The sequence below is a fragment of the Ensifer soli genome (assembly GCF_041928815.1).
GTDB lineage: Bacteria > Pseudomonadota > Alphaproteobacteria > Rhizobiales > Rhizobiaceae > JBHFEI01.
This window is the reverse complement of record NZ_JBHFEI010000004.1, coordinates 237,047-263,175: the sequence shown is the minus strand read 5'-3', so window position 1 is coordinate 263,175 and position 26,129 is coordinate 237,047. Positions and strand designations below refer to the sequence as shown.

29 protein-coding genes are annotated in these 26,129 nt (G+C 68.4%); 13 read left to right on the top strand and 16 right to left on the bottom strand.

The window, feature by feature from the left end; translation table 11 throughout:
• Positions 1-42: 42 nt before the first annotated feature.
• On the bottom strand, positions 43-1,953 hold the full coding sequence (locus ACEVQ6_RS08385) for a LysM peptidoglycan-binding domain-containing protein (protein ID WP_374888482.1): 1,911 nt from the start codon (positions 1,951-1,953) through the stop codon (positions 43-45).
• 250 nt (positions 1,954-2,203) lie between these two features.
• On the opposite strand from ACEVQ6_RS08385, the gene ACEVQ6_RS08380 reads away from it, so the two are divergent.
• Positions 2,204-2,821, top strand: a complete 618-nt coding sequence (locus tag ACEVQ6_RS08380) for an LOG family protein (protein ID WP_374888481.1) — start codon at positions 2,204-2,206, stop codon at positions 2,819-2,821.
• Between the two features lie 169 nt (positions 2,822-2,990).
• Here the strand turns inward: ACEVQ6_RS08380 and rarD are convergent, their stop codons facing one another.
• The 8 genes from rarD to cysS all read right to left on the bottom strand — a co-directional run bounded on the left by rarD (position 2,991) and on the right by cysS (position 9,963).
• Complete coding sequence (rarD, locus tag ACEVQ6_RS08375) at positions 2,991-3,920, bottom strand: EamA family transporter RarD (RefSeq protein ID WP_374888480.1); 930 nt, start codon at positions 3,918-3,920, stop codon at positions 2,991-2,993.
• Between the two features lie 121 nt (positions 3,921-4,041).
• Positions 4,042-5,658, bottom strand: a complete 1,617-nt coding sequence (gene cimA, locus ACEVQ6_RS08370) for a citramalate synthase (RefSeq protein WP_374888479.1) — start codon at positions 5,656-5,658, stop codon at positions 4,042-4,044.
• A 38-nt stretch (positions 5,659-5,696) separates the two neighbouring features.
• On the bottom strand, positions 5,697-6,656 hold the full coding sequence (gene pip, locus ACEVQ6_RS08365; RefSeq protein WP_374888478.1) for a prolyl aminopeptidase: 960 nt from the start codon (positions 6,654-6,656) through the stop codon (positions 5,697-5,699).
• 18 nt (positions 6,657-6,674) lie between these two features.
• Positions 6,675-7,148: a GFA family protein gene (locus ACEVQ6_RS08360; protein WP_374888477.1), complete on the bottom strand. Its 474-nt coding sequence runs from the start codon at positions 7,146-7,148 to the stop codon at positions 6,675-6,677.
• Entirely contained in the window at positions 7,145-7,636 is a 492-nt protein-coding gene (locus tag ACEVQ6_RS08355) for a GFA family protein (RefSeq protein WP_374888476.1), read from the bottom strand. The genes ACEVQ6_RS08360 and ACEVQ6_RS08355 overlap by 4 nt, the downstream gene beginning before the upstream one ends.
• On the bottom strand, positions 7,633-8,115 hold the full coding sequence (locus ACEVQ6_RS08350) for a GFA family protein (protein WP_374888475.1): 483 nt from the start codon (positions 8,113-8,115) through the stop codon (positions 7,633-7,635). Before ACEVQ6_RS08350 ends, ACEVQ6_RS08355 begins: the two co-directional genes overlap by 4 nt.
• Positions 8,112-8,510 (bottom strand): VOC family protein, encoded by a 399-nt coding sequence (locus tag ACEVQ6_RS08345; RefSeq protein WP_374888474.1) that lies wholly within the window; start codon positions 8,508-8,510, stop codon positions 8,112-8,114. Before ACEVQ6_RS08345 ends, ACEVQ6_RS08350 begins: the two co-directional genes overlap by 4 nt.
• A gap of 40 nt (positions 8,511-8,550) precedes the next feature.
• Positions 8,551-9,963 carry a cysteine--tRNA ligase gene (gene cysS, locus ACEVQ6_RS08340; RefSeq protein ID WP_374888473.1) on the bottom strand — a complete coding sequence of 471 codons (1,413 nt, stop codon included), beginning with the start codon at positions 9,961-9,963 and terminating at the stop codon, positions 8,551-8,553.
• 119 nt (positions 9,964-10,082) lie between these two features.
• Here cysS and ACEVQ6_RS08335 point away from each other — a divergent pair, with 119 nt between their 5' ends.
• Together ACEVQ6_RS08335 and ACEVQ6_RS08330 are read left to right on the top strand one after the other, a co-directional pair.
• Complete coding sequence (locus ACEVQ6_RS08335) at positions 10,083-10,217, top strand: hypothetical protein (protein ID WP_374888472.1); 135 nt, start codon at positions 10,083-10,085, stop codon at positions 10,215-10,217.
• A 113-nt stretch (positions 10,218-10,330) separates the two neighbouring features.
• Complete coding sequence (locus ACEVQ6_RS08330) at positions 10,331-10,501, top strand: hypothetical protein (RefSeq protein ID WP_374888471.1); 171 nt, start codon at positions 10,331-10,333, stop codon at positions 10,499-10,501.
• A 66-nt stretch (positions 10,502-10,567) separates the two neighbouring features.
• On the opposite strand, the gene ACEVQ6_RS08325 is transcribed toward ACEVQ6_RS08330, so the two are convergent.
• Positions 10,568-11,335 (bottom strand): SOS response-associated peptidase, encoded by a 768-nt coding sequence (locus ACEVQ6_RS08325; RefSeq protein ID WP_374888470.1) that lies wholly within the window; start codon positions 11,333-11,335, stop codon positions 10,568-10,570.
• Positions 11,336-11,407: 72 nt separating this feature from the next.
• Here ACEVQ6_RS08325 and ACEVQ6_RS08320 point away from each other — a divergent pair, with 72 nt between their 5' ends.
• From ACEVQ6_RS08320 to ACEVQ6_RS08285, 8 genes are all read left to right on the top strand, one after another.
• The gene (locus ACEVQ6_RS08320; protein WP_374888586.1) at positions 11,408-11,818 is read left to right on the top strand and encodes an NUDIX hydrolase; all 411 of its coding nucleotides are present in this window, start codon (positions 11,408-11,410) and stop codon (positions 11,816-11,818) included.
• Positions 11,815-12,207: a TIGR02301 family protein gene (locus tag ACEVQ6_RS08315; protein WP_374888469.1), complete on the top strand. Its 393-nt coding sequence runs from the start codon at positions 11,815-11,817 to the stop codon at positions 12,205-12,207. The genes ACEVQ6_RS08320 and ACEVQ6_RS08315 overlap by 4 nt, the downstream gene beginning before the upstream one ends.
• Before the next feature lie 356 nt (positions 12,208-12,563).
• On the top strand, positions 12,564-12,821 hold the full coding sequence (locus ACEVQ6_RS08310; RefSeq protein WP_374888585.1) for a hypothetical protein: 258 nt from the start codon (positions 12,564-12,566) through the stop codon (positions 12,819-12,821).
• A 14-nt stretch (positions 12,822-12,835) separates the two neighbouring features.
• Positions 12,836-13,603: a hypothetical protein gene (locus tag ACEVQ6_RS08305; protein WP_374888468.1), complete on the top strand. Its 768-nt coding sequence runs from the start codon at positions 12,836-12,838 to the stop codon at positions 13,601-13,603.
• Positions 13,604-13,646: 43 nt separating this feature from the next.
• Positions 13,647-14,492 (top strand): CAF17-like 4Fe-4S cluster assembly/insertion protein YgfZ, encoded by an 846-nt coding sequence (ygfZ, locus tag ACEVQ6_RS08300; RefSeq protein WP_374888467.1) that lies wholly within the window; start codon positions 13,647-13,649, stop codon positions 14,490-14,492.
• A gap of 26 nt (positions 14,493-14,518) precedes the next feature.
• Entirely contained in the window at positions 14,519-15,094 is a 576-nt protein-coding gene (locus ACEVQ6_RS08295) for an HD domain-containing protein (RefSeq protein WP_374888584.1), read from the top strand.
• 1 nt (position 15,095) lies between these two features.
• Positions 15,096-15,635 (top strand): tyrosine phosphatase family protein, encoded by a 540-nt coding sequence (locus ACEVQ6_RS08290; protein WP_374888466.1) that lies wholly within the window; start codon positions 15,096-15,098, stop codon positions 15,633-15,635.
• A gap of 73 nt (positions 15,636-15,708) precedes the next feature.
• Positions 15,709-16,614, top strand: a complete 906-nt coding sequence (locus ACEVQ6_RS08285) for a mechanosensitive ion channel family protein (RefSeq protein ID WP_374888465.1) — start codon at positions 15,709-15,711, stop codon at positions 16,612-16,614.
• A 120-nt stretch (positions 16,615-16,734) separates the two neighbouring features.
• On the opposite strand, the gene ACEVQ6_RS08280 is transcribed toward ACEVQ6_RS08285, so the two are convergent.
• Complete coding sequence (locus tag ACEVQ6_RS08280) at positions 16,735-17,250, bottom strand: superoxide dismutase family protein (protein ID WP_374888464.1); 516 nt, start codon at positions 17,248-17,250, stop codon at positions 16,735-16,737.
• 110 nt (positions 17,251-17,360) lie between these two features.
• On the opposite strand from ACEVQ6_RS08280, the gene ACEVQ6_RS08275 reads away from it, so the two are divergent.
• Entirely contained in the window at positions 17,361-17,603 is a 243-nt protein-coding gene (locus ACEVQ6_RS08275; protein ID WP_374888463.1) for a hypothetical protein, read from the top strand.
• Between the two features lie 4 nt (positions 17,604-17,607).
• Here ACEVQ6_RS08275 and ACEVQ6_RS08270 read toward each other — a convergent pair whose 3' ends face one another.
• The 3 genes from ACEVQ6_RS08270 to ACEVQ6_RS08260 all read right to left on the bottom strand — a co-directional run bounded on the left by ACEVQ6_RS08270 (position 17,608) and on the right by ACEVQ6_RS08260 (position 22,627).
• Positions 17,608-18,798: an MFS transporter gene (locus ACEVQ6_RS08270; protein WP_374888583.1), complete on the bottom strand. Its 1,191-nt coding sequence runs from the start codon at positions 18,796-18,798 to the stop codon at positions 17,608-17,610.
• Between the two features lie 161 nt (positions 18,799-18,959).
• Positions 18,960-19,814, bottom strand: a complete 855-nt coding sequence (locus tag ACEVQ6_RS08265; protein WP_374888462.1) for an MOSC domain-containing protein — start codon at positions 19,812-19,814, stop codon at positions 18,960-18,962.
• Positions 19,815-19,816: 2 nt separating this feature from the next.
• Positions 19,817-22,627, bottom strand: a complete 2,811-nt coding sequence (locus ACEVQ6_RS08260; RefSeq protein ID WP_374888461.1) for a DUF2339 domain-containing protein — start codon at positions 22,625-22,627, stop codon at positions 19,817-19,819.
• 160 nt (positions 22,628-22,787) lie between these two features.
• Between ACEVQ6_RS08260 and ACEVQ6_RS08255 the strand changes: the two genes are divergently transcribed.
• Positions 22,788-24,821 carry a PhoX family protein gene (locus ACEVQ6_RS08255; RefSeq protein WP_374888460.1) on the top strand — a complete coding sequence of 678 codons (2,034 nt, stop codon included), beginning with the start codon at positions 22,788-22,790 and terminating at the stop codon, positions 24,819-24,821.
• 42 nt (positions 24,822-24,863) lie between these two features.
• Here ACEVQ6_RS08255 and ACEVQ6_RS08250 read toward each other — a convergent pair whose 3' ends face one another.
• Complete coding sequence (locus ACEVQ6_RS08250; RefSeq protein WP_374888459.1) at positions 24,864-25,373, bottom strand: PaaI family thioesterase; 510 nt, start codon at positions 25,371-25,373, stop codon at positions 24,864-24,866.
• A gap of 2 nt (positions 25,374-25,375) precedes the next feature.
• Complete coding sequence (gene recO, locus ACEVQ6_RS08245; RefSeq protein WP_374888458.1) at positions 25,376-26,122, bottom strand: DNA repair protein RecO; 747 nt, start codon at positions 26,120-26,122, stop codon at positions 25,376-25,378.
• Positions 26,123-26,129: the final 7 nt, after the last annotated feature.

The window sequence follows — 26,129 nt, the reverse complement described above, 5'->3', positions numbered from 1 at the left end:
GCGGCGCCGCCCGCCGCAATGCGACGGACCCGCTTTTCCGCATCAATCCTGGCCGGTGACGTGGCGGCGGTGGATCTTCTCGGACTCCGCGTCGTCCATCGCCTTGTCCGGCACGCCGAAGATCTGGCCGGGCAGGATGCGGTCCGGATCGCGGATCTGGCTTTCGTTGGCGAGATAGATCGTCGTGTAGCGGACACCCGCGCCGTAGACGCGGCGGGAAATCTGCCAGAGCGTGTCGCCGCGCCGGATGATGACGGAGGTCTTGCTCTGCTGCAGCGGCGCCTGATGCATGGTCTCCGGCTCGTCCGCCGCCTCGGACGTCGAGACCGGCTCGCTGGCCGCCGGCGCGGCGGCGGTCTCGGGCCGGGCGACGGCGGGTGCCGTGTCGGTCGCCACCGGCGCATCCGGCGCGCCGTCGTCGAGAAGAACGGGCCCAATCGCGGTTTCGAGCTTCGCAAGCCCGGCGCGCACGCTGACGGCGTCCTGCGGCAGGGCCTTCAGCATGGTGAAGGCGGCGCGGGCGGCGGTCGAGATCGTTTCGGCGGTGGCGCGCACGCCCTCGTCGACCCCTTCGGCGAGGCGCGCGTCGGCGAGCGAGCGCAGCGCGATCTCGGTCGCGGAACGGGCCGCCGCGAGCTGCTCGGCGCCGGGCAACGCCTCGGAGGCGAAGAGGCCCTTCAGCAGGCCGAAGGCTTTGGTCACCTCCGCGCGCAGGGCCTCGAAGCCGCCGCCGTTCAGAAAGCCGGGGGCGGGTCCGGCGACCGCCGCCACCATGTCGCCTTCCGGCCGGTCGAACGGCACGGCGGCGCGCAGCTCGACGCGCTTGCCGTCGGCCGACATCATGTCGGCGCGGATCGTGTGCCGGCCGATCGACAGCGTGATCACCCCGTCGACGACGAAGCGGCCGGCCTCGTCGGCCTTGCCCTCGCCCACCAGCCGGTCGTCGGCATAGACGCGGACCAGCGCGCCGGGACGGGCGCGGCCGGCGACGAACATCCGGTCGCCCTCGATCTCGACGGCGGACACGGACAGAAGCGAGGCGGAGGGGCCGGCAGGCGTGGTATCGGCGGGCGCCGTGGTGTCCGGCACCGCCGCGTCCGGCGCGGCCGCGGGCTCCGTCGCCGGATCGACGGCCGCCTGCTGGTTCGAAGCGGCCGGACGGGCCGTCTTCGGATCGGCCTTGGTGTCGGGGCCGGCCTTGGTGTCGGCATCGGCCTCCGCCTTCGGCTCGGGGGTCGCGATCAGGCGGCTCGCCTCGCCCGGCTTCGACACCATCGCCAGAAGTTCGCCCGCCTTGTCCTTCGGCACGGACACGGTCGCGACCTCGCTTGAGGATTTCGAGGCGCCGTCCTCGTCGACGCTGCGCAAGGTGAGCTGGTAATCGCCCGGCGGCAGCGGCTCATCGAAGACGGCGGCGAAATCGCCGTTCGGGCCGACATCGGTCTTGGCGACGACGTCCTTGCCGTCGACGATTTCCAGTGTCGTGTTCGGCTCCGCCTTGCCGGCGATGACGGTCGAGCCGTCCGGTTCGACGCGGAGCACATCGAAGGCGGGCTCGGTCCAGTCCGCTGCCGGATCCGCCTGCGGCGGCGCGGTCGCCGCCTCGCGGGCCGTCTTTTCGGCCGTCGCGACATCGTTCCCGGTCGCGAGCGGTGCGGGCGCATCGGCGACGGGCTTTTCGGCAGTTGCCGCCTGAGGCTCGGCGGCAACCGGCGGCGCGGCCGCCTCGGTCGTCGGCGCCTCGGACTTCGGCTCCACGGCGGCGGGTGCTTCACCGGTCGTCGAGATCGCCGCGGGCGGCGTTTCGGCGGGCGCCGGCCGGGTTTCGGCCACCGGCGCGCTCGCCACCTCGCCGCCCTTGTTCGAGACATTCGGCAGAACGACGAACACCATCAGGAGCGACGCAATCGCCAGGACAATCAGGGCCACCCAGCCGGCCTTGTTCATCATCATACCCGTTACTCCCCGGGCGGCGACCGCCCGCTCTGTGCTCCATGGGCGAAGCCTGGCCCCGGCCGCAGCGTCCCCTGCCGCATCTTTCCCGAAATGGCCCCGAGCGCTGCGGAACCGCCTTTAGCATCTCAGAAATTGCTAACGATTTCCGCAGCTTTCTACAAGCATTCTCGCATGCCGGCCTCCGTTCCGCACGCCTTTTCCCGTCGATCGCCTTGACGCCTGCTGCAGCGCGGTGCTTTTTTGACCCATGACCGACGCGACCGTTCCGATTCGATCCATCTGTGTCTATTGCGGCTCGCAGCCGGGACGCGATCCCTCCCACATCGAGGCAGGCCGCATCCTTGGCCGTTCGATCGCCGAGCACGGGCTCCGCCTCGTCTATGGCGGCGGCACGAAAGGCATCATGGGCGCGGTCGCCGCCGGCGTGATGGAGGCCGGTGGCCGGGTCACGGGCATCATACCAGAATTCCTGATGGATATGGAGGCCACGCGCCAGTCGCTGGGCTCCCTCGACGAATTGATCGTCACGCCCGGCATGCACGAGCGCAAGCACCTGATGTTCGAGCGTTCCGACGCCTTCGTCACCCTCCCGGGCGGCATCGGCACGCTGGAGGAAATCGTCGAGATCATGACCTGGGGCCAGCTCGGCCGCCATCGCAAGCCGATGGTCTTCGCCAACATCAACGGCTTCTGGGAACCGATGCTGGAACTGCTCGACCACATGCGCGGCGAGGGATTCATCCACCGGTCGCATCTGGTGAAGCCGCTCGTCATCGACGCGGCCGAGGACATCGTCCCGGCGATCCTCGCCGCCGGCGATGTGCGCGACAGCGAAGGCGATCCCGGCATCATCGCCCGCCTCTAAGGGCATTCTGCGTGACATCCGGCTTACCGGAACAGGTCTGCTCTCTGTTTTTCGCGAATTTCCCGCCGAAGCGGGCTCTCGTCGGCGTCGGACAACGCGGCAAGAACAACACGATCGATTACATTCGGCGAACCGGTGTTCACCGGAGGTGCTCCAGTCCCCTGCGGCCTCAGGCGTCCGCCAGCCGGCGTCGCGCGCGGCTCGCCGAGACCATGCCCCAGGTATAGATCGCGAGCGCCGCCCAGATGAACAGGAAGGCGACCATCTTCGCCGGGCCGAAGGGTTCGTGGAAGGCGAAGAGCGCGATGAGAAAGATCATCGTCGGGGCGATATACTGCATGATGCCGATGGTCGAAAGGCGCAGCAGCTTGGCGCCGTTGGCGTAGATCATCAGCGGGATCGCGGTGACGAGGCCGCAGGAGGCGAGCATGACGACATCGAGCGTGCCGGTCGTGCCGAAATGGCCCTGTCCTGTCGCCTGCAGGTAGACGATGTAGCAGAGCGCCGGCAGGCCGAGAATCAGCACCTCGAGGAAGAAACCCTGGTTCGGGCCGACCGGCAGCGTCTTGCGCATGTAGGCATAGATGCCCCAGGTGAAGGCGAGGCTGACCGAGATCCAGGGCAGGCCGCCCGCATCATAGGCAAGCACGGCGACGGCAACGACGGCAAGGCCGATCGCCGCCTTCTGCGTCCGGCTGAGCTTCTCCTTCAGGAGCACGGCGCCGAGAAAGATGCTGAACAGGGGATTGATGTAGTAGCCGAGCGCGGTCTCGACCGCGCGGTCATGGGTGATCGCCCAGACATAGATGCCCCAGTTGACCGTGATGATCGTCGCCGTCACCGCCGCCATCACCAGAATGCGCGGGCTGCGCAGCGCCGCCTTCACGTCGGCGGTGCGGCCAAGCGCGACGAGGATGATGCCGGCGACCGGCACCGACCAGAGGATGCGGTGGGCGATCACCTCCCCCGCCGACATGTGCGACAGCGCCTTCATGAAAAAGGGCAGGAAGCCCCAGAGCAGATAGGCCGTCAGCGCGAAGGCGAAGCCCTTCGGCGAATCGCCGTCGAAGGGAACCGGAACGGCATTCGGTTCGGCCATGGTGTCTCATCCCGCATGTTCTTGGTGTTTTGCCGGTGCATACGCCCTTCGCGCGCGATGCACCAATTCATTTCCGTGAAGCAAAACATGCGGGAGGCTGATCCGGTCCTTGCCGGTTCCGTCACTCGGCGGCAGCGCGCGCGGCCCCGTCCCGGTTCTTCAAGAGCTTGTAGACGATGCTGTCCATCAGCGCCTGGAAGGAGGCGTCGATGATGTTGTCCGAGACGCCGACGGTACGCCAGCGCGCACCCGTCGCATCGGTCGATTCGATCAGCACGCGGGTCACCGCCCCGGTGCCGCCGTTGAGGATGCGCACCTTGTAGTCGGCAAGCTCCAGATCGGCGATCTCCTGCTGATACTTGCCGAGATCCTTGCGCAGCGCCAGATCGAGCGCGTTGACCGGCCCGTGGCCTTCGGAGACCGACATCATCGTCTCGCCGTCGACCACAACCTTGACCACGGCTTCCGAGACCGTCTTCAGATTGCCATTGGCGTCGTAGCGCCGCTCGACCATGACTCGGAAACTCTCGACATGGAAGAAATCGGGCACGGCGCCGAGCGTGCGGTAGGCGAGCAGCGCGAAGCTCGCATCTGCGCCCTCATAGGCGTAGCCGGTCGCCTCGCGTTCCTTGACGATCGCGATCAGCCGGTCGAGCTTCGGATCGTCCTTTCCGACCGCGATGCCGCGCAGCTTCAGCGCATTGATGAAGTTCGCCTTGCCGCCCTGGTCGGAGACCATGACCTTGCGCAGGTTGCCGACCGATTCCGGCGTGACGTGCTCGTAGGTGCGCGGGTCCTTCAGCAGCGCCGAGGCGTGGATGCCGGCCTTGGTGGCGAAGGCGGATGCGCCGACGTAAGGCGCCTGCTGGTCCGGCGAGCGGTTGAGCAACTCGTCGAAGGCGTGGGACAGCCGGGTCAGGCCGGCAAGCCTCTCGGAATCGATGCCGATCTCGAAGCGGGTCGCATAGGTTTCCTTCAACGCCAGCGTCGGGATCAGGGTGACGAGATCGGCATTGCCGCAGCGCTCGCCGATGCCGTTCAGCGTCCCCTGCACCTGGCGCACGCCAGCCTCGACGGCGGCGAGCGAATTGGCGACCGCCTGGCCGGTGTCGTTGTGGGCGTGGATGCCGAGGCGATCCCCGGGCACGCCGGCGGCGATCACCGCCTCGACGATGGCGCGCACCTCCGGTGGCTGCGTGCCGCCATTGGTGTCGCAGAGAACGATCCAGCGGGCGCCGGCCCCGAAGGCGGCCTTCGCGCAGGCGAGCGCATAGTCCGGATTGGCCTTGTAGCCGTCGAAGAAGTGCTCGCAATCGACCATCGCCTCGCGGCCGCCCGCGACGACCGCCTCGACGGAGGCATGGATCGATTCGAGGTTTTCCGCATTGGTGCAGCCGAGCGCGACGCGGACATGGTAATCCCAGCTCTTCGCCACGAGACAGATCGCGTCCGCCTTCGCCGCGAGCAGCGCCGCAAGGCCCGGATCGTTGGAGGCCGAGATGCCGGCGCGCTTGGTCATACCGAAGGCGACGAAACGGGCGCGGCCGGTGCGCTTCTTCGAGAAGAAGGCGGTGTCGGTCGGGTTGGCGCCGGGATAGCCGCCCTCGACATAGTCCATGCCGAACTCGTCCAGCATCGCGGCGATCGCGATCTTGTCCTCGACGGAAAAATCGATGCCGGGCGTCTGCTGCCCGTCGCGCAGCGTCGTGTCGAAGAGGTGGATACGGTCTTTCGCCATGATGCTCCCTCCCATGGGAACGCTGCTTTTCGCTCGTGTCATGCCTTGCCGACAAATCCGTCCGTCGCGCGGATCAGCCGGTCGAGAATGCCGGGTTCCGAATAGGCATGGCCGGCGCCCTCGATCAAGTGGAACGCGGCCTCCGGCCAGGCCTTGTGCAGCGCCCAGGCATATTTCGCCGGGCAGGGCATATCGTAGCGGCCGTGGACGATGACGCCGGGAATGCCGGCGAGCCTGTTCGCGTCGCGCAGGAGCTGCCCCTCCTCCAGCCAGCCGGCATGGACGAAGAAATGGTTCTCGATGCGGGCGAAGGCGTGGGCGAAGTCGTCCTCGCCGAAGGTCGAACTGGTCGAAGGCTCGGGCAGCAACGTGATCGTCTCGCCCTCCCAGAGGCTCCAGGCCCTCGCTGCTTCGAGCCGCACCGCCCGGTCGTCGCTGGTCAGGCGGCGGTGATAGGCCAGCATCATCTCGTGGCGCTCCTGCGGCGGGATCGGCGCGATGAATCGCTCCCACTTGTCCGGGAACATTTCCGAGACGCCGAACTGGTAGTACCAGTCGAGCTCGGCCTTCGTCAGCGTGTAGATGCCGCGCAGCACAAGTTCGGAAACGCGCGCAGGATGGGTCTCGGCATAGGCGAGCGCCAGCGTCGAGCCCCAGGAGCCGCCGAAGACCAGCCATTGCTCGACGCCCGCCAGTTCCCTGAGCCGCTCGATGTCGGCGACGAGGTGCCAGGTCGTGTTCGCCGTGAGGCTCGCATGCGGCGTCGACTTCCCGCAGCCGCGCTGGTCGAACAGCGTGACGTCGTAGAGCGCCGGATCGAACAGACGCCGGTGCTTCTGCGAGATCGTGCCGCCCGGGCCGCCATGCAGGAACACCGCCGGCTTGGCGCCGGGCGTGCCCGCCCGCTCCCAATAGACGCTGTGGCCGTCGCCGACGTCGAGATGGCCGGAGGCATAGGGCTCGATCTCGGGATAGAGGCTGCGCAGGCTGTCGCTCATCGTCGGGGCTTTCGGTGTTCAGAGGTCGCGGAAGGGCGGCCAGACCTCAGTGTCGTGGTCGGGATGCTGGAAGGAGATGATCTCTTCCTGCCGCCTGTAGAAATCGGGATCGTCATGGACGGGCTGGTCGAAGATCTCCGTCACCCAAGGATTGCGCCGGTCGAAATTCACCTGGATGCGGGGAGCAAGGTCGGAGCGGTCGTCGAAGGCGCCGATGGAAAGTTCCAGCCCGCCGGGATGGCGGTAGGCGAGCGGCGTGCCGCACGCCTTGCAGAAGCCGCGCTCGATGTTGATCGAGGACTGGAACCAGGCGGGTTCGCCCCGCGTCCATTCCGTCCCGTCCTTCGGTGCGGTGACGAGCGGGCCGAAGAAGCCGCCGAAGGCCTTCTGGCACATGCGGCAATGGCAGATCGACGGGCGGCCGATCGCGCCGTGCAGGCGGAAGCGCACGGCGCCGCACTGGCAGCCGCCGGTTCTGTGGGTCTCGCTCATCGTGTCGCCTCCCTGGGCCAGACATCGGTCTCGTGATCGGGGTGTTGACGGTTGCTCGCCTTGATCGCGTCGGCAACCTCCGCCGGATCGCCGTCTTCCGTGGCGCCGAAACTGCGCAGCGCCGGCAGGGCGTCGAACCAGGACATGCGCGCCTCGGTGCCGACCTGAAAGGCCGGCATCATTGCCTGCGGATCGTCGAGCGAGCCGATGGTGACGCTCATATGGCCTTCGACCGTCTCGCGATAGAAGAGCGGCGTGCCGCAGGCGGCGCAGAAGCCGCGCTCGACATGGGCGGAACTGCGAAACGCCGACGGCGTGCCGCGCGTGAAGCGGAACTCGCCCGCGACGGTGCCGACCAGCGCGGCGAAGAGGCCGCCGACCGCCTTCTGGCACATGCGGCAGTGACAGAGATGGGCATCGCCCGGCCGGACGGGGCCGGCATAGCGGATGGCGCCGCACTGGCAGCCGCCGGTGACGGACATGGTCATCTGCGCTCCTCCAAAGGCCAGGCATCCGTGTCGTGATCCGGATGCTGGTAGGAGACGAGGGTCGAGAGGAAAGAGGCGGCTTCCTGATCGGCCAGCGTCTCCTCGGCCGGCAGCGAGGGGATCGCATCGACATAGGCGAGCTTCGCCTCGATGCCCCACTGGATCGAAGGCGCGAGGCCTTCCGGACGATCGAAGGCGCCGATCGCCAGCGCGACGCCGTCCGGCGCCTCGTAGGTCAGCGGCGTGCCGCAGTCCGCGCAGAAGCCGCGGGTCGCCGCGTTCGAGGAGCGAAAACGCTTCGGTTGCCCGCGGGTGAATGTCAGCGCCGCCGAACCGAGGCTCACCAGCGGCAGGAAGACGTTGCCGGCCGCCTTCTGGCACATGCGGCAATGGCAGACCGAGGCGTCGCCGGGCGTTCCCTCGACGCGGAAGCGCACGGCGCCGCACTGGCAGCCGCCGGAGAGCGCGGGCGCGTTCATGCGCCCTCCCCCAGCGGCAGGTGGCAGACCGCCTCGATAGTGTTGCCGTCGGGATCGAAGACGAAGACGCCGTAGTCGTTCGGATGATAGTGCAGGCGCAGGCCGGGCGGGCCCTTGTCCCTGCCGCCGGCGGCGATGGCGGCCGCGGAAAAGGCGTCCACCGCGGCGCGATCCTCAGCCGTGAAGGCGATGTGCTGGCAATCGTTCGCCGGCGGCGTCCCCTCGTACAGCCAGTAGGAGGGATGGTCGCGGCCATAGCCGCCGACCTTGACGCCGTTCGTGTATTCCGGAGGCACGACCATGAGAAGCGTCGCGCCGAGGGGCGCGAAAACCGCGTCGTAGAAGGCCTTCGACCGGTCGAAATCGGGGACGGTGATGCCCATGTGATCGATCATGCCACAACCCTTTCCGTAAGCGAGCGGACGCCGCCGATCGTTAGCCCCTGAAGTCCCATGTCGTCACGCGTTCGCCGGTCGCCGCGTCCTTGCCGTCCTTGAGCTGGACGCCTTTTTGCCCCAGCGCGTCGCGGATGCGGTCGGCCTCGGCGAAATTCCTCGCCTTCAGCAGCGCCAGCCGCGCGGAGACGGCCGACTCGATCTCCTCCCGAAGCCCGGTCGCCATTTTCGCCTTCGCGGGGCGAAGACCGATGAGGTCGGCGGAGGCGTTGAAGCGGGCGAGCGCATCGGCATCGCCCGCGGCGCGGCCGGCCAGCGCATGCAGCGCCTGCACCGCCGCGACCGTGTTGAGATCGTCGCTGAGCGCCGAAAGCACCGTCTCGTCGACCGCGCCGCCCTCGCCGTCCACCGCCGGCCACTTCGCCAGAAGCCGCTCGGCCTCCTCCAGCCGCTTGACGCTGAAATCGATCGGCTCGCGGTAATGGGTCATCAGCATGGCGAGCCGGAGCACCGGCCCGGGCCAGGACCGGCCACCGAACGTCTCCGTTGCCAGCAGGTCGTGGATCGTGACGAAGTTGCCCTCTGACTTCGACATCTTGCGGCCCTCGACCTGGACGAAGCCGTTGTGCATCCAGACATTGGCCATGACCTCTGTGCCGTGGGCGCAGCGCGACTGAGCGATCTCGTTCTCGTGATGCGGGAAGATCAGGTCGAGCCCGCCGCCATGGATATCAAAGACTTCGCCGAGATAGGCGGCCGACATCGCCGAGCATTCGATATGCCAGCCGGGGCGGCCCCGTCCCCAGGGGCTTTCCCAGCCCGGCTCCTCCGGCGAGGACAGTTTCCAGAGCACGAAATCGCCCGGATTCTTCTTGTGCGCGTCGACGGCGACGCGGACGCCGGCCTGCTGCTCGTCGAGATTGCGCTTCGAGAGCTGGCCGTAGTCGGCCATGGAGCGCGTGTCGAACAGCACCTCGCCGCCGGCCACATAGGCGTGGCCGCGCGCGATCAGCCGTTCGACCAGCGTGATCATGTCCACCTTGCCGTCGGCGCGCGGACGGACGAAGTCGGTGGCGCGCGGCTCGTGCGTCGGCGGAAGGCAGTGGAGCGCCGCGACATCGGCATGGAACTGCGCTGCCGTTCTTTCGGTCACGTTGCGGATCGCCGCGTTCAGCGGCAGGTCGGGAAAGTCGCGCAGCGCCCGCGCATTGATCTTGTCGTCGACGTCGGTGATGTTGCGGGCATAGGCGACATGCGCCTCGCCATAGAGATGGCGCAGCAGCCGGTAGAGCACGTCGAAGACGATGACGGGCCGGGCATTGCCGATATGGGCGAAATCATAGACCGTCGGGCCGCAGACATACATGCGGACATGGCCGGGATCGATCGGTGCAAAGGCGCGCTTCTCGCGCGTCAGCGTGTTGTAGAGCTTCAATCCCGGCTCTGCGGCCATCGTCCCGTTCCCCCGCACATAGGCATCGCCCGGCTGCGACCCGTGCGTTTGTCATCCTGAAGGAGCGAGAGACGAAAACGGTCGGGTCAGCGTGATGCTAACCAATGATAATCCCGAGCGTGCAGATCGTCGTTTTCATGGCGATCCTTATTGCGCGTCGCCGTTACGCCGTCAAGGCCGTTCGCGACGAGGCCGCCTCGGCGATCACGGATGCTTTCCGTGCGGCAAAACATGTGATTTCCGCAAATGCGTAAGCCGGCGCTAAATTTATCTCAAATGCCTCCAATTCGTCACGTTTGGCGTCAAGAATGGGGATCAAATCGTTTGAGTAACGGTAAACTGGCAAGAGCAAGCAAGGAGACATGACGTGACGACCCCGAAGCCCACCGACGCCGGCAAGAAGACCAAGACCGACTTGGTCAACCAGTATCGCCCGCTCGGTCTCAAGGCCGTTCTGGCTGCCGCCCTGCAACTGAAGGGCAAGAAGAAGCCAGCCCTGGCCCAGCCGAAAGGCGGCCTCGTCAGCGTCCGGGATTGAACGGGCAGGCCGCCCGCACATGCCGTCCCCTCTTTTAAGTGACCTCTATCGGGAGCACGGGCGGCGTTAAAAAAGCGAAAGCTGCGACGAACGCGGCTTTTGCATCCCAGGCGTCTCCCCTTTCACCGGCTGCGGGACAACGGGCGCTTGGATGTCGGGATGGGTGTCCGAAACCTTGTTGACGCGATCCGACACCGGGATCAATTCGAAGGCATCCTCGGGCGGCGGCCGCATCAGATCGGCAACGTCGCGGGGTTCCTGCCTCAGGCAATCCAGCCAGCGATTCATCTCCTCCTGAGCGATGACCACGGGCATGCGCTCGTGCACGGCGGCCATCGGCCCCGTCGCGCGGGTCGTGAGGATCGCGACTGTGTCGACCTCTGAACCATCCGCAGACGCCCATGTCTCCATCACGCCGCCGAAGGCGACGAGCCCGCCGCGCCGGGGGTGCACCCAGTAGGCCTGCGACGGCAGGCCCGAGCCCTTGGCAGGACGATGCCATTCGTAAAAGCCGGAGGCGGGGACGACAATCCGTCGATGGCGCATCGCGGCACGGAACGAGGCCTTTTCCGCCGCCGTTTCCGAACGCGCGTTGATCAGCAGGGGAAAGGTTGCCGGATCCTTGACCCAGGCGGGCGTGAACCCCCAGCGGGCGAGCAACGCCCGGCGTTCCGGCAGGTTGCTGCCGGGAGGGCCCTTCTCTCCGGCTCGCACGACGAGGATCGGCTGGGTCGGCGCGATGTTGTAGCGCGGCGGAAACGCTTCCAGGCCCGCAAGTCCGAAGGCCTCGGCGACATCTCCGGGCGTGGCTGTCAGCGCATATCGTCCGCACATGTTTCCATGCTTGGCATTTCATCCGGCATGGGTCAAGAAATGACGACGCACGCCGACCACGGGACGAAGACCATGCCGCCGAAAGCCCAGCCCGCCTCCTCCGCGATCCTTGAGCGCGACGGACGTTTCCTGCTGGTCCGGCGCGGTCGTGCACCCTCGGCCGGCATGTATGCCTTTCCCGGCGGGCGCGGCGAGGCGGGGGAGACACCGGCCGAGACGGCGCTGCGCGAACTCAGCGAGGAGACCGGCATCGTCGGGCGCAATCCCGTGCTCTTTCGCGTCTATGATCTCGCGCCGCCGGAGACGGCCGCGCGCTATTTCGTGCTCTCGGTCTTCACCGTCGAGGCGGATCCCGGCGCGGTGGCGGTGGCGGCCGACGACGCGGATGCGGTCGGCTGGTTCACCCCCGACGAGATCCGGCGCCTGCCCGCGCCGGACAGCGTGCGCGACTGCATCGCCGCGATCACCGGAACGCGGCCATGATGCGCCGCCTCTCCCTTGCCTGCGCGCTCGCCCTTCTCGCTGCATCGCCGGCCGTGTCGCAGTCGGCGCCGGCTCAGACCGATGCCGCGCCCTATGACGGCAAGCTCCTGAGGCTCGCCGAGATCCTCGGCTCGGTCGACTATCTGCGGCATCTGTGCGGCGCCACCGACGCCGCCGAATGGCGGACGGCGATGCAGGACCTGATCGAGCGGGAAACGGCCGGAGAGGAGAAGCGGCGCGAGCGCCTGACCGCCGCCTTCAACCGCGGATACCGCAGTTTCGCCTCCGTCTACACCCGTTGCACGCCTGCAGCCGTGAGCGCCGAGCAGAACTACCGTGCCGAAGGTGCAACACTCGTCGCCGAAATCGTCGCGCGCTATGGCAACTGAGAGCCGAAGCCGGGCTCGACCACGGCCCAAGGCATTGAATTCAATCGAATTTCGATGTAACGTGCTGTGTGATCGCTCGAGAGGCGGGGTTCACGTTTAATTAACCCCCTTTTTTCCCGTCGCGGCACAGTTTCACGAAAAGGCTGTTAAGAGCATTAAGGGAGTGATAACAATGGCACTCGCTCCCGAGGCGTTCTCGCAGATTCGCGAGACTTAACCTGCCGGCGGATGCCGGGACCGGACGACGCAGGTGGAAAGGCCGTGTCATTCGTTTTCCGGATCGAAAGTCGGAGCGCGTCGCCATGACGGCGTCACGTTCTTGTCGCGTACCCGTATCGAAAGCCACGGATCGAATGATGGAATCAGGCCTCAGTGACATCGACGACATGATCGTTCATGAGAAAATGCAGGCGGCGCTCGAACATCAGAACGAAGCCTGGGCCGACGGCATGGCCGACGGGATCGAGCCGGAAATCATTGCCGACGCCGCGATCGCGCGCGCGATCCGCGAAACCATCCGCCTCTACGGCGAGGACGGTGCGGAAGCCATGCTGACGTCGTTGCGCGAGCGCATGCTCGCCGGGGAATTCTCGCCGTCGCGCACCCTGCAGTAATCGAAAGTCGAGCCATGCCACGCCAGATCAGGGCGAAACGGCTCCGCGGGGCCTGCGCCAGCCTTTTCATCGTCACCGGCCTTTTCCTCGGCGCGACCTTCGGCGTTGTGCCCGACGCACGGGCGCTCAGCGAACTGAAGCCGGCGGATGGCACAGTCGCCAAGGATAAGCCCGAGCAGGGCAGCGACGAACCGGCGGCCACGCCGGGCGGCATCCCGATGCCGGGTCCGCTGATCGACAAGAGCGGCGGGGCCGCGCAGCGCCCTCCCGTCGAGGTCGATCCCGAAGCGGCCGAGCCCGACCAGCCGGAGGGTCCGGTCGAGGTGCTGAGCGATATCGACGCGGTGCCGGAACCGGTGCGGCGCATGCGCCAGATGATCGTCGAGGCGGCCGCCTCCGGCGACATAGAGCGGCTGCGCCCGCTTCTCGGCAAGGGGCCGACCGAGACGCAGGTCGGCGCGGCGGAAGAGGACGACGACGCGGTCGCGGTGCTGAAGGGACAGTCCGGCGATGCGGAAGGGCTGGAGATCCTCGCGATCTTGCTCGACGTGCTCTCGACAAACTTCGTCCATCTCGATGCCGGTACGCCGGACGAGGTCTATGTCTGGCCGTATTTCGCCGCACGGCCGCTGTCCAGTCTGACGCCACCGGAGAAGGTCGATCTGCTCCGGCTGGTCACCGCAGGCGATTTCGCCGAGATGGAAGAGTTCGGCAGCTACAATTTCTACCGCGTCGGGATCACGCCGGACGGGCAGTGGAAGTTCTTCGTCGCCGGCGACTGAATCTGTCGGTCCACTGCCACGCGGCATTTCAAGGGTGAAGGCCATGACTGTCATTGCGCTCGCCGACCGCGCGCTTCTTGTCGTCTCCGGAGCGGATGCGGAGACTTTCCTTCAGGCGATCATCACAACCGATCTCGGCCAGGTCGCGCCCGGCGAGGCCCATGACGGGGCGTTGCTGACGCCGCAGGGCAAGATCCTCTTTGCCTTCCTCGTGTCGCGCGCCGATGACGGCTTCGTCCTGGAGACGCGGGCCGAAGAGGCCGCGGCACTCCAGAAGCGGCTGACCCTCTACCGCCTGCGCGCCGCCGTGACGCTCGATCTTCAGTCCCCGGCGCCGGTGGCGGTCTCGACCGAACCCGGTGCGGGGCTGCGGGACATGCGCTTCGCCAAGGCGGGCATCACGCTGTGGCGGATCCATGGCGAGGCCGCCGCGGACGCACCCGCGGACCCGACCGCCTACACGGCGCTGCGCATCCGCGCCGGCCTTGCCGAGCCGGGCGACGATTTCGCGTTGCAGGATGCCTTTCCCCACGACGTGCTGATGGACCGGACCGGCGGGCTCTCCTTTCGCAAGGGCTGCTATGTCGGGCAGGAAGTGGTTTCGCGCATGCAGCATCGCGGCACGGCGCGCCGCCGCGTCGCACTGGTCGCGGGGGATGGCGCGGACCTGCCGGCGCCCGGCACCGCGCTGACGGCGGACGGGCGCGCCGTCGGAACGCTCGGAAGCGTCGCGGGCGGGGCGGGCCTTGCGATCGTACGGATCGACAAGGCCGGCGAGGCGATCGCGGCGGGAACGGCGATTCTTGCCGGGGAGACGCCGGTGACGCTGGCGCTCGCGCCCTGGACCGGGCTCGATTTTCCGACGAGCGCCGCCGAGGCCGGGGCGTGACGGGGAAAGCCCGCGCCTGGCAACGCATGCTTTCCGGCCGCCGCCTCGATTTGCTCGACCCGTCCCCCCTCGACATCGAGATCGGCGACATTGCCCATGGCCTTGCGCGCGTGGCCCGCTGGAACGGCCAGACGATCGGTGACCATGCCTTCTCCGTCGCCCAGCATTGCCTCGTCGTCGAGACGATCTTTTCGCGTCTGAACCTGCCGACGCCGGAAGAAAGCCTCGCGGCGCTTTTGCACGATGCGCCGGAATATGTGATCGGCGACATGATCTCACCGTTCAAGGCCGTCGTCGGCGGCGGCTACAAGACGGTCGAGAAACGGCTCGAAAGCGCGGTCCACCTGCGGTTCGGCCTGCCGCCGGCGCCGCCGGCCGCGCTCAAGGCGCGGATCAAGAAGGCCGACCAGATCGCCGCCTATTTCGAGGCGACGCTGATCGCCGGCTTCACCCCGGCGGAGGCGCGGACATTCTTCGGCCAGCCGCGCGGCATCACCCGCGAGATGATCCCGATCGCGCCGCTGCCCGCGACGGAGGCGCAGGCACAGTTCCTCCTGCGGTTCGATGCGCTGGAGCGCGCCCGCGCCGCAAGGGTCGCCTGAGATGCCGGCGATCGTCGTCTCCCCGCTGGCCCGCATCGCCGAAATGGCCGTCCGCCACGGGTGCCGCGACATGCTGAGCCTGCTCGCGCGCGGCCAGGCCTTCCACCGTCCCGGCGTCATCGCGGCGGCGCGCCACCGCGTCATCGACGTCAACGACATGACGGCGGATGCCGGACAGGCGGACACGGCCGCAGGGCTGATCCTGCCAGCCGACCACCATGTGGCGGCGATCATCGATTTCGCGCGCCGCTGGGACAAGCAGGCGCCGCTGCTGATCCATTGCTGGATGGGTGTGTCGCGCTCGCCGGCGGCGGCCGTCATCGCCGGCCTTGCGGTCGCGCCGGAGACAGGCGATGCGGCACTGGCCGCTGCCCTGCGCCGGGCCTCGCCCCATGCGACGCCGAACAGCCTGATGATCGCCATCGCCGACCGCCTGCTCGGCCGCGGCGGCGCGCTCGTCGAGGCGATCGCGGCAATCGGACGCGGCGCGGAGGCCGACGGCGACGCGCCCTTCGTGCTGCCGCTGCCGCCGGGGCGCTGACGGCGCGTGGGTTGACGGCCATCCCGCCCGCCCCATCTTCCCCCGCATCAACATCGGCTTTGAGGTGAGGACCATGGATCCACAGGCGCCGGACATCCTGCTGGCGACGCGCACGGCGCTGGCGCAGGCGAGCGCGCTCGCGGTGCAATATTCATTCTCCGTCATCGGCGCGATCATCCTTTTGCTGATCGGCTGGCTGATCGCCCGCCTCGTGCATGACTGGCTGCTCAGCGGTCTCGCCCATGTCCGCGGCATCGACGAGACGCTGTCGCGCTTCTTCGCCAACATCGTGCGCTACGCGATGCTGGTGCTGGTCTTCATCACCGTGCTCGGCCAGTTCGGCGTGCAGACGGCGTCGATCATCGCAGCACTCGGCGCGGTCGGCCTTGCGATCGGGCTGGCGCTGCAGGGCACGCTGCAGAACATCGCCGCCGGCATCATGCTTCTGGTGCTGCGCCCGTTCCGTGTCGGGGAATATATCGAAACCAAGGAAGTGTCCGGGACCGTGCGCGAGGTCGGCCTGTTCGCGACGGAGCTCGTGACCGGCGACGGACTCTATCGCCTCGCGCCCAACTCGACGCTCTGGAACACGCCGGTGACCAATTACAGCCGCGAGCCGCGCCGCCAGCACGATCTCACCATCGGCATCGGCTATGACGACGACATCACCCTGGCCGAAAAGACGCTGATGGATCTCGCGACCGCCGACAGGCGTGTCCTCGGCACGCCGGCGCCAAGCACCTTCGTCAAGGAACTGGGCGACAGCGCCATCGCCATCACGCTGCGCTACTGGGTGGCGACGCCGGAATGGTGGGCGACGACGCGCGACCTGACCAAGGCCGCCAAGCTCGCCTTCGACGACAAGGGGATCTCAATTCCCTATCCGCAGGTCACCTACAATTATACGCCGCCCGAGGACGAGGCGGATGGCAAGGCGCCGACGGCGAGCCCGCGCGCGCCGGCGGCGGTGTCGAGCTGAGCGCCACGGACGCGCCGCGCCTGACGCCGGATCGTCTTGGTCAAGAAGATCCAAGCCGGCGCTGTTCTGCCCCGGCCGGAGCTCTGTCCCACTCACCCCGCCAACGGCGGGCCGGTCTTGTCAGCGGATCACGGCGCAGGCGAGACGCTCGCCCGCCTCGCCCGAGGGCTGGCTGCGGTTGTCGTCCGAGCGGGCGTGGATCATCAGGGCCCGGCCGCGAATGCCGGTCTCCTTGTCGTCGAGGGTGACGAGCGCGTTGAAGACCTGCGCACGCATCACGCCGTCGGCGCCGACATACTGGTTCGGCATGTCGCCGGCGTGCGGTCCGTTCGCCGCGAGGAAACCGTGTTCCGTCTCGCCCGGATTGAAGTGGCCACCGGCCGGTTCGTGGCCGGCCGCATGGTCGCAGGTGCCGGTCTCGTGCACATGGAAGGCGACCCAGCTGCCGGCCGGCAGTCCCGTCGCCTCGACCTCGATCAGCACGCCGTGCCTGCCGGCGGTCAGCGCCGCGCGGCCGGCTTCCTTGCCATCCCTGTCGATGAAATCCGCCGTCGCGGTCTGGGACGTCTGCTGCGCCAGCGCCGGTGCGGCGCCGGCGATCGCGAGCGCCATAAGGGTTGCAACCATCGTCTTCATGGATTTTCCTTCCCGATGTCCTATCTACACCTGGACGCAACGCCTGCTCGCCGGGCATGTTCCTCGCCGAGCGTCTCCGCGCCGGAAAGAGGTTTTCAGGAAAGATCGCGATGCCCGTCCTCTTCCTCCTGATCACGCTGCTGACGCCGCTTTCCGAGCAGGGACCGGCATCGCATCGCAAGGACGCCATCCCCGACTATTTCGGCAATCAGAACAGCGGGAGGCCGGCGCTGAAGCAATGCAGCCTGAGCTCGCAGGGCATGGCGGGCCGGTTCAAGACCTGCCGTTATGATTGCGGCGCATCGCTCACCGTCGGCGAGCGCGCGACCTGTCCCTTCGTCCTCCAGCGCTGACGCGTCAGGCCGTCGCGGGCCTCAGCACAGGCTTCTCCTCGATCGGCCAGTGGACGGCCGCCGCGAAGAGCCCGAGGGCGACGCCGATCCACCAGACCGGATCGTAGGAGCCGAAATGGTCGTAGAGATAGCCGCCCATCCAGACGCCGAGGAACGAGCCGATCTGGTGCGACAGGAAGACCATGCCGCCGAGCAGCCCCAGATGGCGCGTTCCGAACATGATGGCGACCAGCCCGTTGGTCGGCGGCACCGTCGACAGCCACAGGAGCCCCATGACGATCGCGAAGACGATGACGGACAGCGGCGTCTGCGGCAGGAGGAGGAAGGCCGAGACGGCGATCGAGCGGCCGAGATAGATCAGCGAGAGAAACGACGGCTTCGCGTAGCGCTGGCCGATGAAGCCGGCGGAGAGCGACCCGATGATGTTGAAGAAGCCGATCAGCGCCAGCGCGATCACCGCATAGCGCGCATCGATGCCGAGATCGCCGATATAGGCGGGAAAATGCGCGGTGATGAAGGCGACCTGATAGCCGCAGACGAAGAAGCCGGAGACGAGCAGGACATAGCTGCGATGGGTGAAGGCCTCGATCAGCGCTTCGCCGGCCGTCTGCCGGCTCGCAGCCTCGCGCTGGCTGCCGGAGGTCGAATTGCCCCTCAGCGGAATGGCGATCAGCGGCACGAGCAGCATCAGCACGCCGAGATAGACGAGGCTGTCGGACCAGCCATAGGCGGAAATCAGCCCCTGCGACAACGGCGCGAACAGGAACATGCCCGCCGAGCCCGCCGCCGTGCCGATGCCGAAGGCCATGGAACGGCGTTCCGGCGCGACATTGCGGGCGAAGGCCGAGAGAATGATGCCGAAGGAGCCGGAAGCGACGCCGAGGCCGACAAGGACGCCGCCGCCGACATGCAGCCACACCGGCGCCGTCGCATGGGCCATGACGACGAGGCCGGCGGCGTAGATCACGCCGGAGAGCGCCAGCACGCGCCAGGTGCCGAAGCGGTCGGCGATCGCGCCGAAGAACGGCTGGCCGAGGCCCCAGCAGAGGTTCTGGAGAGCCATGGCGAGGCCGAAGGTGGTGCGGTCCCAGCCGGTATCCGTCAGCATGGGCAGCTGGAAGAAGCCCATGGCGGAACGCGGACCGAAGGTCAGCATCGCGACCAGCGAGCCGGCGACGATGATCAGCCAGGGCATCGGGGCAGGCCGGGCCTGCGCGACGGCCGGCGTTGCGGGGCGGGACGCGGATGAAGGGGACATTTGCGGGCGACTCCTCGGGGGACGTGCCATCCTACCATCGCGGGCGCGCGACAAAAGCCAATTTCATTGACAGGACCGATCAGCGGCGCTGATGCGGCTCAGCCGCCGCGCCGCTTCATCGGCCAGACCGCGTCCCGCCTCTCGATCACCGTCACCGGATCGCCAAGCGCGATGCGGCCCGGCCCGCGCGCAACGGCATTCCAGCCGAAGAGCACGCCCGGCACGCGACGGTCGGCCGACATGCGCTTCTCCGCAAGGCCGGCAATCGGATTGCCGCCGGTGCGCGCGCCGGTCGTCTGGTCCTGCGTCGTCATGATGCAGCGCGCGCAGGGCTTGACGAGGTCGAGCACGATCCCGCCGACCGCGATCGACCGCCAGCGGTCTTCCGCCCAGGGCTCGTCGCAATCGATGAGGATGTTGGTGCGGAAGCGGTCCATGCCGACCGCCTCGCCGCCCGTCCCGACGAGGGTGCGGTTGAGGTCGGCAAGCGAGCCGGTTGTCGTCACGAGGATCGGATAGCCGTCGGCGAAACCGACCGGCACCGGGATGCCCGTCCAGGTGGCGCTCGTCAGCCGCGCGGCGCGCGCGTCCATATGGGCGAGACGCACGGGCTTGGCGAACCAGTCGGAAAGAACGGCATCGTCTTCGGGCTGCGAGATCGCCGCGTCCACCGTGGTGCCCCAGACGGTGACGCCGAGGCGGCGTTCGGGATCAAAGCGCAGGGTCAGCGCCGCCCCGTCCTTGGCGAGATGAAGCACGCTCCCCTCGCCCCGCGCCTCGACGCGGGCAAGCGCCGGCAGTTCGCGCTGGGTGATGAAGGCGCCGGTCTCGTCGATCAGCATGAAGCGCCGGTCGCCGGCAAAGCCGTCGCGCGCGACGTCGACGGCGTCGAGCGGAATGGCGCGGCCGCTCTTCAGCGGATGGATGTTCAGTTGCGTGACGGAACGCGGCATGGTCAGGCCCTTTCGGCAGGAGCAGGATCGGCGGGCGCGGCCGCAGCGGCGGAGGCGGGCGGGCGCGCCGAAAGCAGCCTCTGATAGAAGAGGCCGATGCCGATGAGAACGCCGCCGAGGCCGATGAAGGACAATGCCCGAAGGAATCCTTCGAGATGGGCCATGTCGATCAGGAACACCTTGATCACCGCGACGATGACGAGAACCGCCGATGTGATGCGGATCGCGCGCGCGTTGAAGCGCGCGCCGAGCCAGAGCATGGCGACGCCGATCGCCAGCCAGACGACCGAATAGGTGTAGGTCTCGCCGGCCAGAAAGCCCTTCCAGTCGGCGATGCCCGGACCCTGCCAGGCCCGGCGGACGCAGAGCGTCGCCCAGGCGAAGACGAGCACGCCACCACTGACGGCGAGCGCGGCGATGTAAGGCGGCGGCCGGCGCCCCTGCGCCAGCCAGGCGAGGGCGGCATAGGCGAGGCCCGGCAGCAGGTAGCCGATCAGCAGCAGGTCGAGGAGCGGCCAGGGGCCGAGCGGTTCGCCGGTGAAATAGGGGTTCAGGCCGACCAGGTGGGCGGCGAGCACCGAGAGCATCGACAGGATGCCGAGCGCCATGCTGCCGTAGCGCAGCACCGTGCCCGGCGAGCGCAGGTCGAGCAGCATCATGATCGCCGAGGCGCCGATGACGATGAGCGTGTAGATCGACTGTTCCGCAAGCGTCGGCATGCCGGAATCGAGCCGCCCGCCGTTCATCGCATGGCGCACGAGGATTGCGGCGGTCAGCAGCGCGAAGAGGCAGGCGAGCGCCTGCAGCAGGTTGCGCACCCGGATGCTCGACCAGCGGCGCATCTCATAGGCCGAGAGCGCCAGAAGGGCCGCCGGCACGCCGTAACCGGCGGCAAGCGCGTTGACGACCGGCGTCGTGCCGAGGCTGAGCGGCCCGACGATGGAGGGCTCCCAGGCGATGCGGCCGAGCACGCCGAGGGCCGCCGCCACCATCATCCAGGGCATGACCGGCCAGGGGCGGATCCGCGCCGCGACGACATAGGCAAGGCCGAGCGCGGCGAGCAGCATCGTCGTCCAGACCCCGTCCGTCAGCGCGTGCAGGCCGACGGCGAAGGCGGCGAGCGAGCCGGCCGTCAGCAGCGCCTGCACGGCGGGCAGGCCGGCGGCCTTGCGGCGGGAGAAGACGTCCGCCAGCGCCAGCAGCGCCGCGCCGCAGCCGAGCGCGAACAGGCCGTGCAACGGGTCGAAGCCGAGCGTGCCGAGCATCAGGAAAGACAGCGCGACGATCGCCGCCGGCACCGCCGCGACGATGCCGGACCAGAGCGCGGCGAGGCGCGGGTCGTCGGCGATCCGGCGGTGGATCGCCAAGGCACCGGCGAGCAGGAAGACGACCGAGAGCACGAGCGCCGCGGCGATCAGCGTCGACGCCTCGACCGCGGCGAGCGGCAGGCCGGTCTCGGGCAGGAACGACAGGGTCGAGGGCATCAGGCTCCACAGGCCGGCGAGCGCGGTGACGGCGGAAAGCAGCGCGGCGGACGCCGCCTGCCGCTCGACCGCGCCGAGGACAGCCATCGCCGCGACGATCAGAGCGAACTGCGCGACGTCGGCACGGCCGCCCGGCCCGAACAGCGGACTGGCGATGACGAGCGCCGCCAGGGCGGCGGAGAGCGACGCCGTCAGCACCAGCGGCAGGAGAAGCGGCCGCAACACGCCGCGCCAGGTCTCCCGCGGCCCGGCGGCCGCGTCGCCGGGCGTTTCATCGCCGCGCCGCCGCAGTCCGGCGAAAAGGCCGTTTCCGGCAAGCATGACGGGCATCGCCAGCATCGCCGGCGTCGGGGACACGGCGCCGTTCGACAGGACGATGAAGAAGGCCCAGAGGCCGAGGCCGAGATTGGCGAGCGAGGGCACGACGCGCCAGCCGCGGCGATGGGCGGCGGCGAGTGTCGCGGCGAAGGCGACGAGGAGATAGGCGACGAGGCTCCAGCCGTCCGGGGCCTCGGTGTCGACGAGAAGCGGTGTCTCCATGGCGGCGAGCAGGCCGAGGCCGGCGAGCGCCTGCCCGTGCAGGAGCGAGAGCCCGACGGTTCCGACCGAGACCAGCGCCAGAAGGAGGAAGGCGCCGGTCGGCCCGATGAAGCCGTAGACGCCATAGGCCGCATAGACGACGCCGAAGAGCGTGACCGCGCCGGCGGCGGTCAGCACGCCGGGAATCATCGCATTGCCGAAAGCGGGCACGATCCGCGGCACGGCCCGGCGGCGGATGAATTCGCCGGCCGCGGCGAGGGCGAGGCCGAAGAGGGCGGCGAGCGCCAGCCGCACGCCGGGGCTCAACAGCCCGGCATCGATCGAATATTTCACCATGAAGACGCCGCCGAGCGCGAGCGCGATGCCGCCGACCCAGACCGCCCAGCGCGCGCCGAGCCGGCTTTCGAGGCTCTCCTTCGGCGCGGGTGATTCGGAGGGCTGCGGCGCTTCGGCGACGCGCGCCTTGACGCTGGCGGGCTCGCCGCGCGCGGCCTTCTCCACCGCTTCCTGCGGCAGGTCGCCCTCGCCGGAGAAACTCGCGGCGCCGGTGACGGCCGGCTTGAAGAGGATGGTCTTGCGCGGCGGCGGGTGGCCGGCCGCGGCTGCCGCCGGCAGTCCCCTGCGGCCGGCCGGTTCGATCGCGACGCCGGTGATGCGGCCGAGTTCCTGGCGCAGGTCGGCCACCTCGCGCTCCAGGGCGGCAAGGCGGCTGCGCCCCCGCCAGGCGGCAAGCGAGAGAAGGAAAGCGGCAACGGCAAGCAGTTCGAACATCGGATCCTCGATCGGCACGGGCGGCGACCATAGCCGCTTTTGTCGTCCGGCCCAATGCCGCTGCCGCCTGAGGTGGCCGCGCCGCGCCGAGATTGTCGTGCGCCTGTCACGGAGGGAGGGCAGAGAGGATGCGGGCGGCCGGCGGCCGCACGGGCTTTGGCGACGAGAGGAGCACACGATGGACACGCATGTGAACGGTCATGACGCAACCGGTTTCCAGACGCTGACCGAGCGCCGCGAGGCCGTCGAGGATGTCGGACGGAACTGTTCCGCCAATCCGACGATGGGCGACATCATCCGTCGCCGCTTCTCCCGCCGCGCCTTCATGTCCGGATCGCTCGCCGTCGCGGCGATCTCGACCACGGTCAGTCCGCTCGCGCTCCTGACCGCCGAGGATGCGCGCGCCGAGACCGGCTCCGCCTTCGACTTTGCGGAAGTGGAGGCCGGCGTCGACGGGACCCATCACGTCGCCGACGGCCACGAGGCCGAGATCCTGATGCGCTGGGGCGACAAGGTGTTCGCCGACAGCCCCGATTTCGACCCGATGAACCAGACGGCAGAGGCCCAGGCACGGCTCTTCGGCTACAACAACGACTATGTCGGCTTCATCCCGCTCGACGGAAATCCCGACCACGGGCTTCTCGTGGTCAACCACGAATATACCAATGCCGAGCTGATGTTCCCGAACTTCGCCCGCGTCGTCAAAGAGAAGAAGACGAAGGACGGCAAGCCGGTCGTCGAGAACGGCGTCGAGGTCGAGGAGGAGAAGGTCGTCCTCGGCGACTACACGAAAGCCCTGGTCGACATCGAGATGGCCGCGCATGGCGGCACGGTCATCGAGATCCGCAAGATCGACGGGAAGTGGCAGCCGGTTCTCGACGGGCGCTACAACCGTCGCATCACGGTCGCGACCGCGATGGAGATCACCGGCCCCGCCGCCGGCCACGACCGGCTGAAGACCTCCGCCGACCCGACCGGGACGAAGGTGCTCGGCACGTTCAACAACTGCGCCGGCGGCGTCACCGCCTGGGGCACCTGGCTGATGGCGGAGGAAAACGTCAACGGCTATTTCGGCGGCACGCTCGCCGATGACCATCCCGAATTCGCCCAGATGAAGCGCATGGGCATCCCCGGCGGCCAATATGCATGGGCGTCGTTCTACGACCGTTTCGACGTATCCAAGGAGCCGAACGAGGCGAACCGCTTCGGCTGGGTGGTCGAGGTCGACCCGCTGGATCCGGCATCCGTGCCGAAGAAGCGCACCGCGCTCGGCCGGATGAAGCACGAGGGCGCCGAATCGGTCGTCAACAAGGACGGCCGCGTCGTCTTCTACTGCGGCGACGACGAGCGCTTCGACTATGTCTATAAATTCGTCACCGCCGGCACGTTCAACCCGGACGACCGCGCCGCCAACCGAGATCTCCTCGACGCCGGAACGCTCCATGTCGCCCGCTTCGACGAGGACGGCACGCTCGCCTGGCTTCCGCTCGTCTTCGGCCAGGGCCCGCTGACGCCGGAGAACGGCTTCAACAGCCAGGCGGACGTGCTGATCGAGACGCGCCGCGCCGGCGACCTGCTTCAAGCAACCAAGATGGACCGGCCGGAGGACGTTCAGCCCAATCCGAAGACCGGCAAGGTCTATGTGATGCTGACCAACAACACGCGGCGCAAGGCCGACCAGACCGACGCGGCCAATCCGCGCGCGGACAACGCCTTCGGCCACATCATCGAGATCAGCGAGCCTGACGGCGACTTCGCCGCGACCAGCGCCACCTGGGACGTTCTACTCAAATGCGGCGATCCGTCGCTCGCCGAGGTTGGCGCCTCCTTTTCCACCGCGACGACGAGGAACGGCTGGTTCGGCATGCCGGACAATTGCGCCATCGACGCGGAGGGCCGCCTCTGGGTCTCGACCGACGGCAACAACGAGAAGGACACCGGCCGCACCGACGGCATCTGGGCGATCGACACGCAAGGCGCTGCGCGCGGCACCTCGACCCTGTTCTTCCGCGTGCCGGTCGGGGCGGAGATGTGCGGGCCGAGCTTCAACCCGACCGCCGACACCTTCTTCCTCGCCGTCCAGCATCCGGGCGACGCGGGGCTCGCCACCTTCGAAAACCCGGCGACCCGCTGGCCGGATTTCCGCGACGACATGCCGGTGCGCCCGGCCGTCGTCGCCGTCACCCGGACGGGCGGCGGCCGGATTGGCTGACCCTCGCCGGAGCCGCACCGGAGAGATCCGGTGCGGTCGCCGCTATCGTTTCAGGGCGGCGACGGGAAAGATGGCGCAGGTTTCCGTGCCATGGGCGATCAGCTTGCCCGCGCCGTCCTTCAGCGTCGCCTCGGACGTGGCGAGGGTGCGGCCCCGGTGCAGGAGCCTGCCTTCGCAGAACACCTCGCCGCTCGACGGAAACAGCGGGCGGACGAGGTTCACCTTGAACTCGACGGTGGTATAGGCCTCGCCGGGCTGAAGCACGCTCATCACCGCGCAGCCGAGCGCGGAATCCATGATCGTCGCCGTCCATCCGCCATGGACCGTGCCGAGCGGGTTGAGATGCTCCTCCGAGGGCAGGCCGGAAAAGAGCACCCTGCCCGCCTCCGCCTCGCGCAATCCCATCTTCAGCGTCTTCGCCATCGGCGGCGCCGGATGCTTTCCGGACAGAAGGTCGAGCAGCGCCGCGAGACCGCCGTCCTGCTCCAGCGCTGAGAGCGGCACCGTGCCGATGCCGGAGGCGGTCATGCCCGGATAGAGTTCGACGCTCATCGTCATCCTTTCGCGCGTTGCGGATCGAGGGCCTTCAGGGTCGCCTGGACGAAGCTCTCGCGGGCGAGCGGCGGCGCGATGCCGCGCGGCTCGAAGACGTGGCGGGCGAGGAAGAAGGCGGTGAGGCGGAAGGCGTCGCTGAGGCCCTGCGCATCCGCCGCCCGGCGCTCCTCCTCGCGCAGGAAGGGCGGCAGCGGCAGAAGCCGGTCGGCATAGGGCGCGCCCGCCCCCTCACTGACGGCGCGGCCGCTCTTCGGCGAGACATAGGCAAGGCCGCTGCGCGCACCCGTCGCGGCACAGGCGCCGAGATCGAGCCCGCAGCCGAGCTCGGCGAGGACGGCGAGCTCGAAACGGATGTAGAGTTCGCCGGCATCGGCCGGGACGTCGAGATGATCGAGGATGACGTCGAGGCTTCGGTAGAGGGCGGGATGGGGATCGCGTTCGGGCAGGAGCCGCAGCAGCGCCGCCATCGCCTGCACCGCATGGATCGGCCCGGCCGCTTCCATCAGCGCGGCTGCGCGCATGCGGACCGGCTCGATGCGGAATTCGCCGAGATGCTCGTCGAGGCGCGCCCGCCAGGTCACCTCGACGCCGTTGCCGGGCTGGAGCACCGGCTGCATCTGCCGCGAGCGGCCGGAACGGACGATGCCGAGATGGCGGCCATGGCCGGGCGTCATCACCTCGGCAATGACCGAGGTCTCGCCGAGCCGCTTGACGCCGAGGATGATCGCCGCGTCACTCCACTGCATGGCTCAG

Coding starts and splice junctions, on each gene's coding strand:
- ACEVQ6_RS08385 (WP_374888482.1), bottom strand. CDS start 1,953: ATGATGATGAACAAGGCCGGCTGGGTGGCCCTGATTGTCCTGGCGATT.
- ACEVQ6_RS08380 (WP_374888481.1), top strand. CDS start 2,204: ATGACCGACGCGACCGTTCCGATTCGATCCATCTGTGTCTATTGCGGC.
- rarD (WP_374888480.1), bottom strand. CDS start 3,920: ATGGCCGAACCGAATGCCGTTCCGGTTCCCTTCGACGGCGATTCGCCG.
- cimA (WP_374888479.1), bottom strand. CDS start 5,658: ATGGCGAAAGACCGTATCCACCTCTTCGACACGACGCTGCGCGACGGG.
- pip (WP_374888478.1), bottom strand. CDS start 6,656: ATGAGCGACAGCCTGCGCAGCCTCTATCCCGAGATCGAGCCCTATGCC.
- ACEVQ6_RS08360 (WP_374888477.1), bottom strand. CDS start 7,148: ATGAGCGAGACCCACAGAACCGGCGGCTGCCAGTGCGGCGCCGTGCGC.
- ACEVQ6_RS08355 (WP_374888476.1), bottom strand. CDS start 7,636: ATGACCATGTCCGTCACCGGCGGCTGCCAGTGCGGCGCCATCCGCTAT.
- ACEVQ6_RS08350 (WP_374888475.1), bottom strand. CDS start 8,115: ATGAACGCGCCCGCGCTCTCCGGCGGCTGCCAGTGCGGCGCCGTGCGC.
- ACEVQ6_RS08345 (WP_374888474.1), bottom strand. CDS start 8,510: ATGATCGATCACATGGGCATCACCGTCCCCGATTTCGACCGGTCGAAG.
- cysS (WP_374888473.1), bottom strand. CDS start 9,963: ATGGCCGCAGAGCCGGGATTGAAGCTCTACAACACGCTGACGCGCGAG.
- ACEVQ6_RS08325 (WP_374888470.1), bottom strand. CDS start 11,335: ATGTGCGGACGATATGCGCTGACAGCCACGCCCGGAGATGTCGCCGAG.
- ACEVQ6_RS08320 (WP_374888586.1), top strand. CDS start 11,408: ATGCCGCCGAAAGCCCAGCCCGCCTCCTCCGCGATCCTTGAGCGCGAC.
- ACEVQ6_RS08315 (WP_374888469.1), top strand. CDS start 11,815: ATGATGCGCCGCCTCTCCCTTGCCTGCGCGCTCGCCCTTCTCGCTGCA.
- ACEVQ6_RS08310 (WP_374888585.1), top strand. CDS start 12,564: ATGGAATCAGGCCTCAGTGACATCGACGACATGATCGTTCATGAGAAA.
- ACEVQ6_RS08305 (WP_374888468.1), top strand. CDS start 12,836: ATGCCACGCCAGATCAGGGCGAAACGGCTCCGCGGGGCCTGCGCCAGC.
- ygfZ (WP_374888467.1), top strand. CDS start 13,647: ATGACTGTCATTGCGCTCGCCGACCGCGCGCTTCTTGTCGTCTCCGGA.
- ACEVQ6_RS08295 (WP_374888584.1), top strand. CDS start 14,519: ATGCTTTCCGGCCGCCGCCTCGATTTGCTCGACCCGTCCCCCCTCGAC.
- ACEVQ6_RS08290 (WP_374888466.1), top strand. CDS start 15,096: ATGCCGGCGATCGTCGTCTCCCCGCTGGCCCGCATCGCCGAAATGGCC.
- ACEVQ6_RS08285 (WP_374888465.1), top strand. CDS start 15,709: ATGGATCCACAGGCGCCGGACATCCTGCTGGCGACGCGCACGGCGCTG.
- ACEVQ6_RS08280 (WP_374888464.1), bottom strand. CDS start 17,250: ATGAAGACGATGGTTGCAACCCTTATGGCGCTCGCGATCGCCGGCGCC.
- ACEVQ6_RS08275 (WP_374888463.1), top strand. CDS start 17,361: ATGCCCGTCCTCTTCCTCCTGATCACGCTGCTGACGCCGCTTTCCGAG.
- ACEVQ6_RS08270 (WP_374888583.1), bottom strand. CDS start 18,798: ATGCCCTGGCTGATCATCGTCGCCGGCTCGCTGGTCGCGATGCTGACC.
- ACEVQ6_RS08265 (WP_374888462.1), bottom strand. CDS start 19,814: ATGCCGCGTTCCGTCACGCAACTGAACATCCATCCGCTGAAGAGCGGC.
- ACEVQ6_RS08255 (WP_374888460.1), top strand. CDS start 22,788: ATGGACACGCATGTGAACGGTCATGACGCAACCGGTTTCCAGACGCTG.
- ACEVQ6_RS08250 (WP_374888459.1), bottom strand. CDS start 25,373: ATGAGCGTCGAACTCTATCCGGGCATGACCGCCTCCGGCATCGGCACG.
- recO (WP_374888458.1), bottom strand. CDS start 26,122: ATGCAGTGGAGTGACGCGGCGATCATCCTCGGCGTCAAGCGGCTCGGC.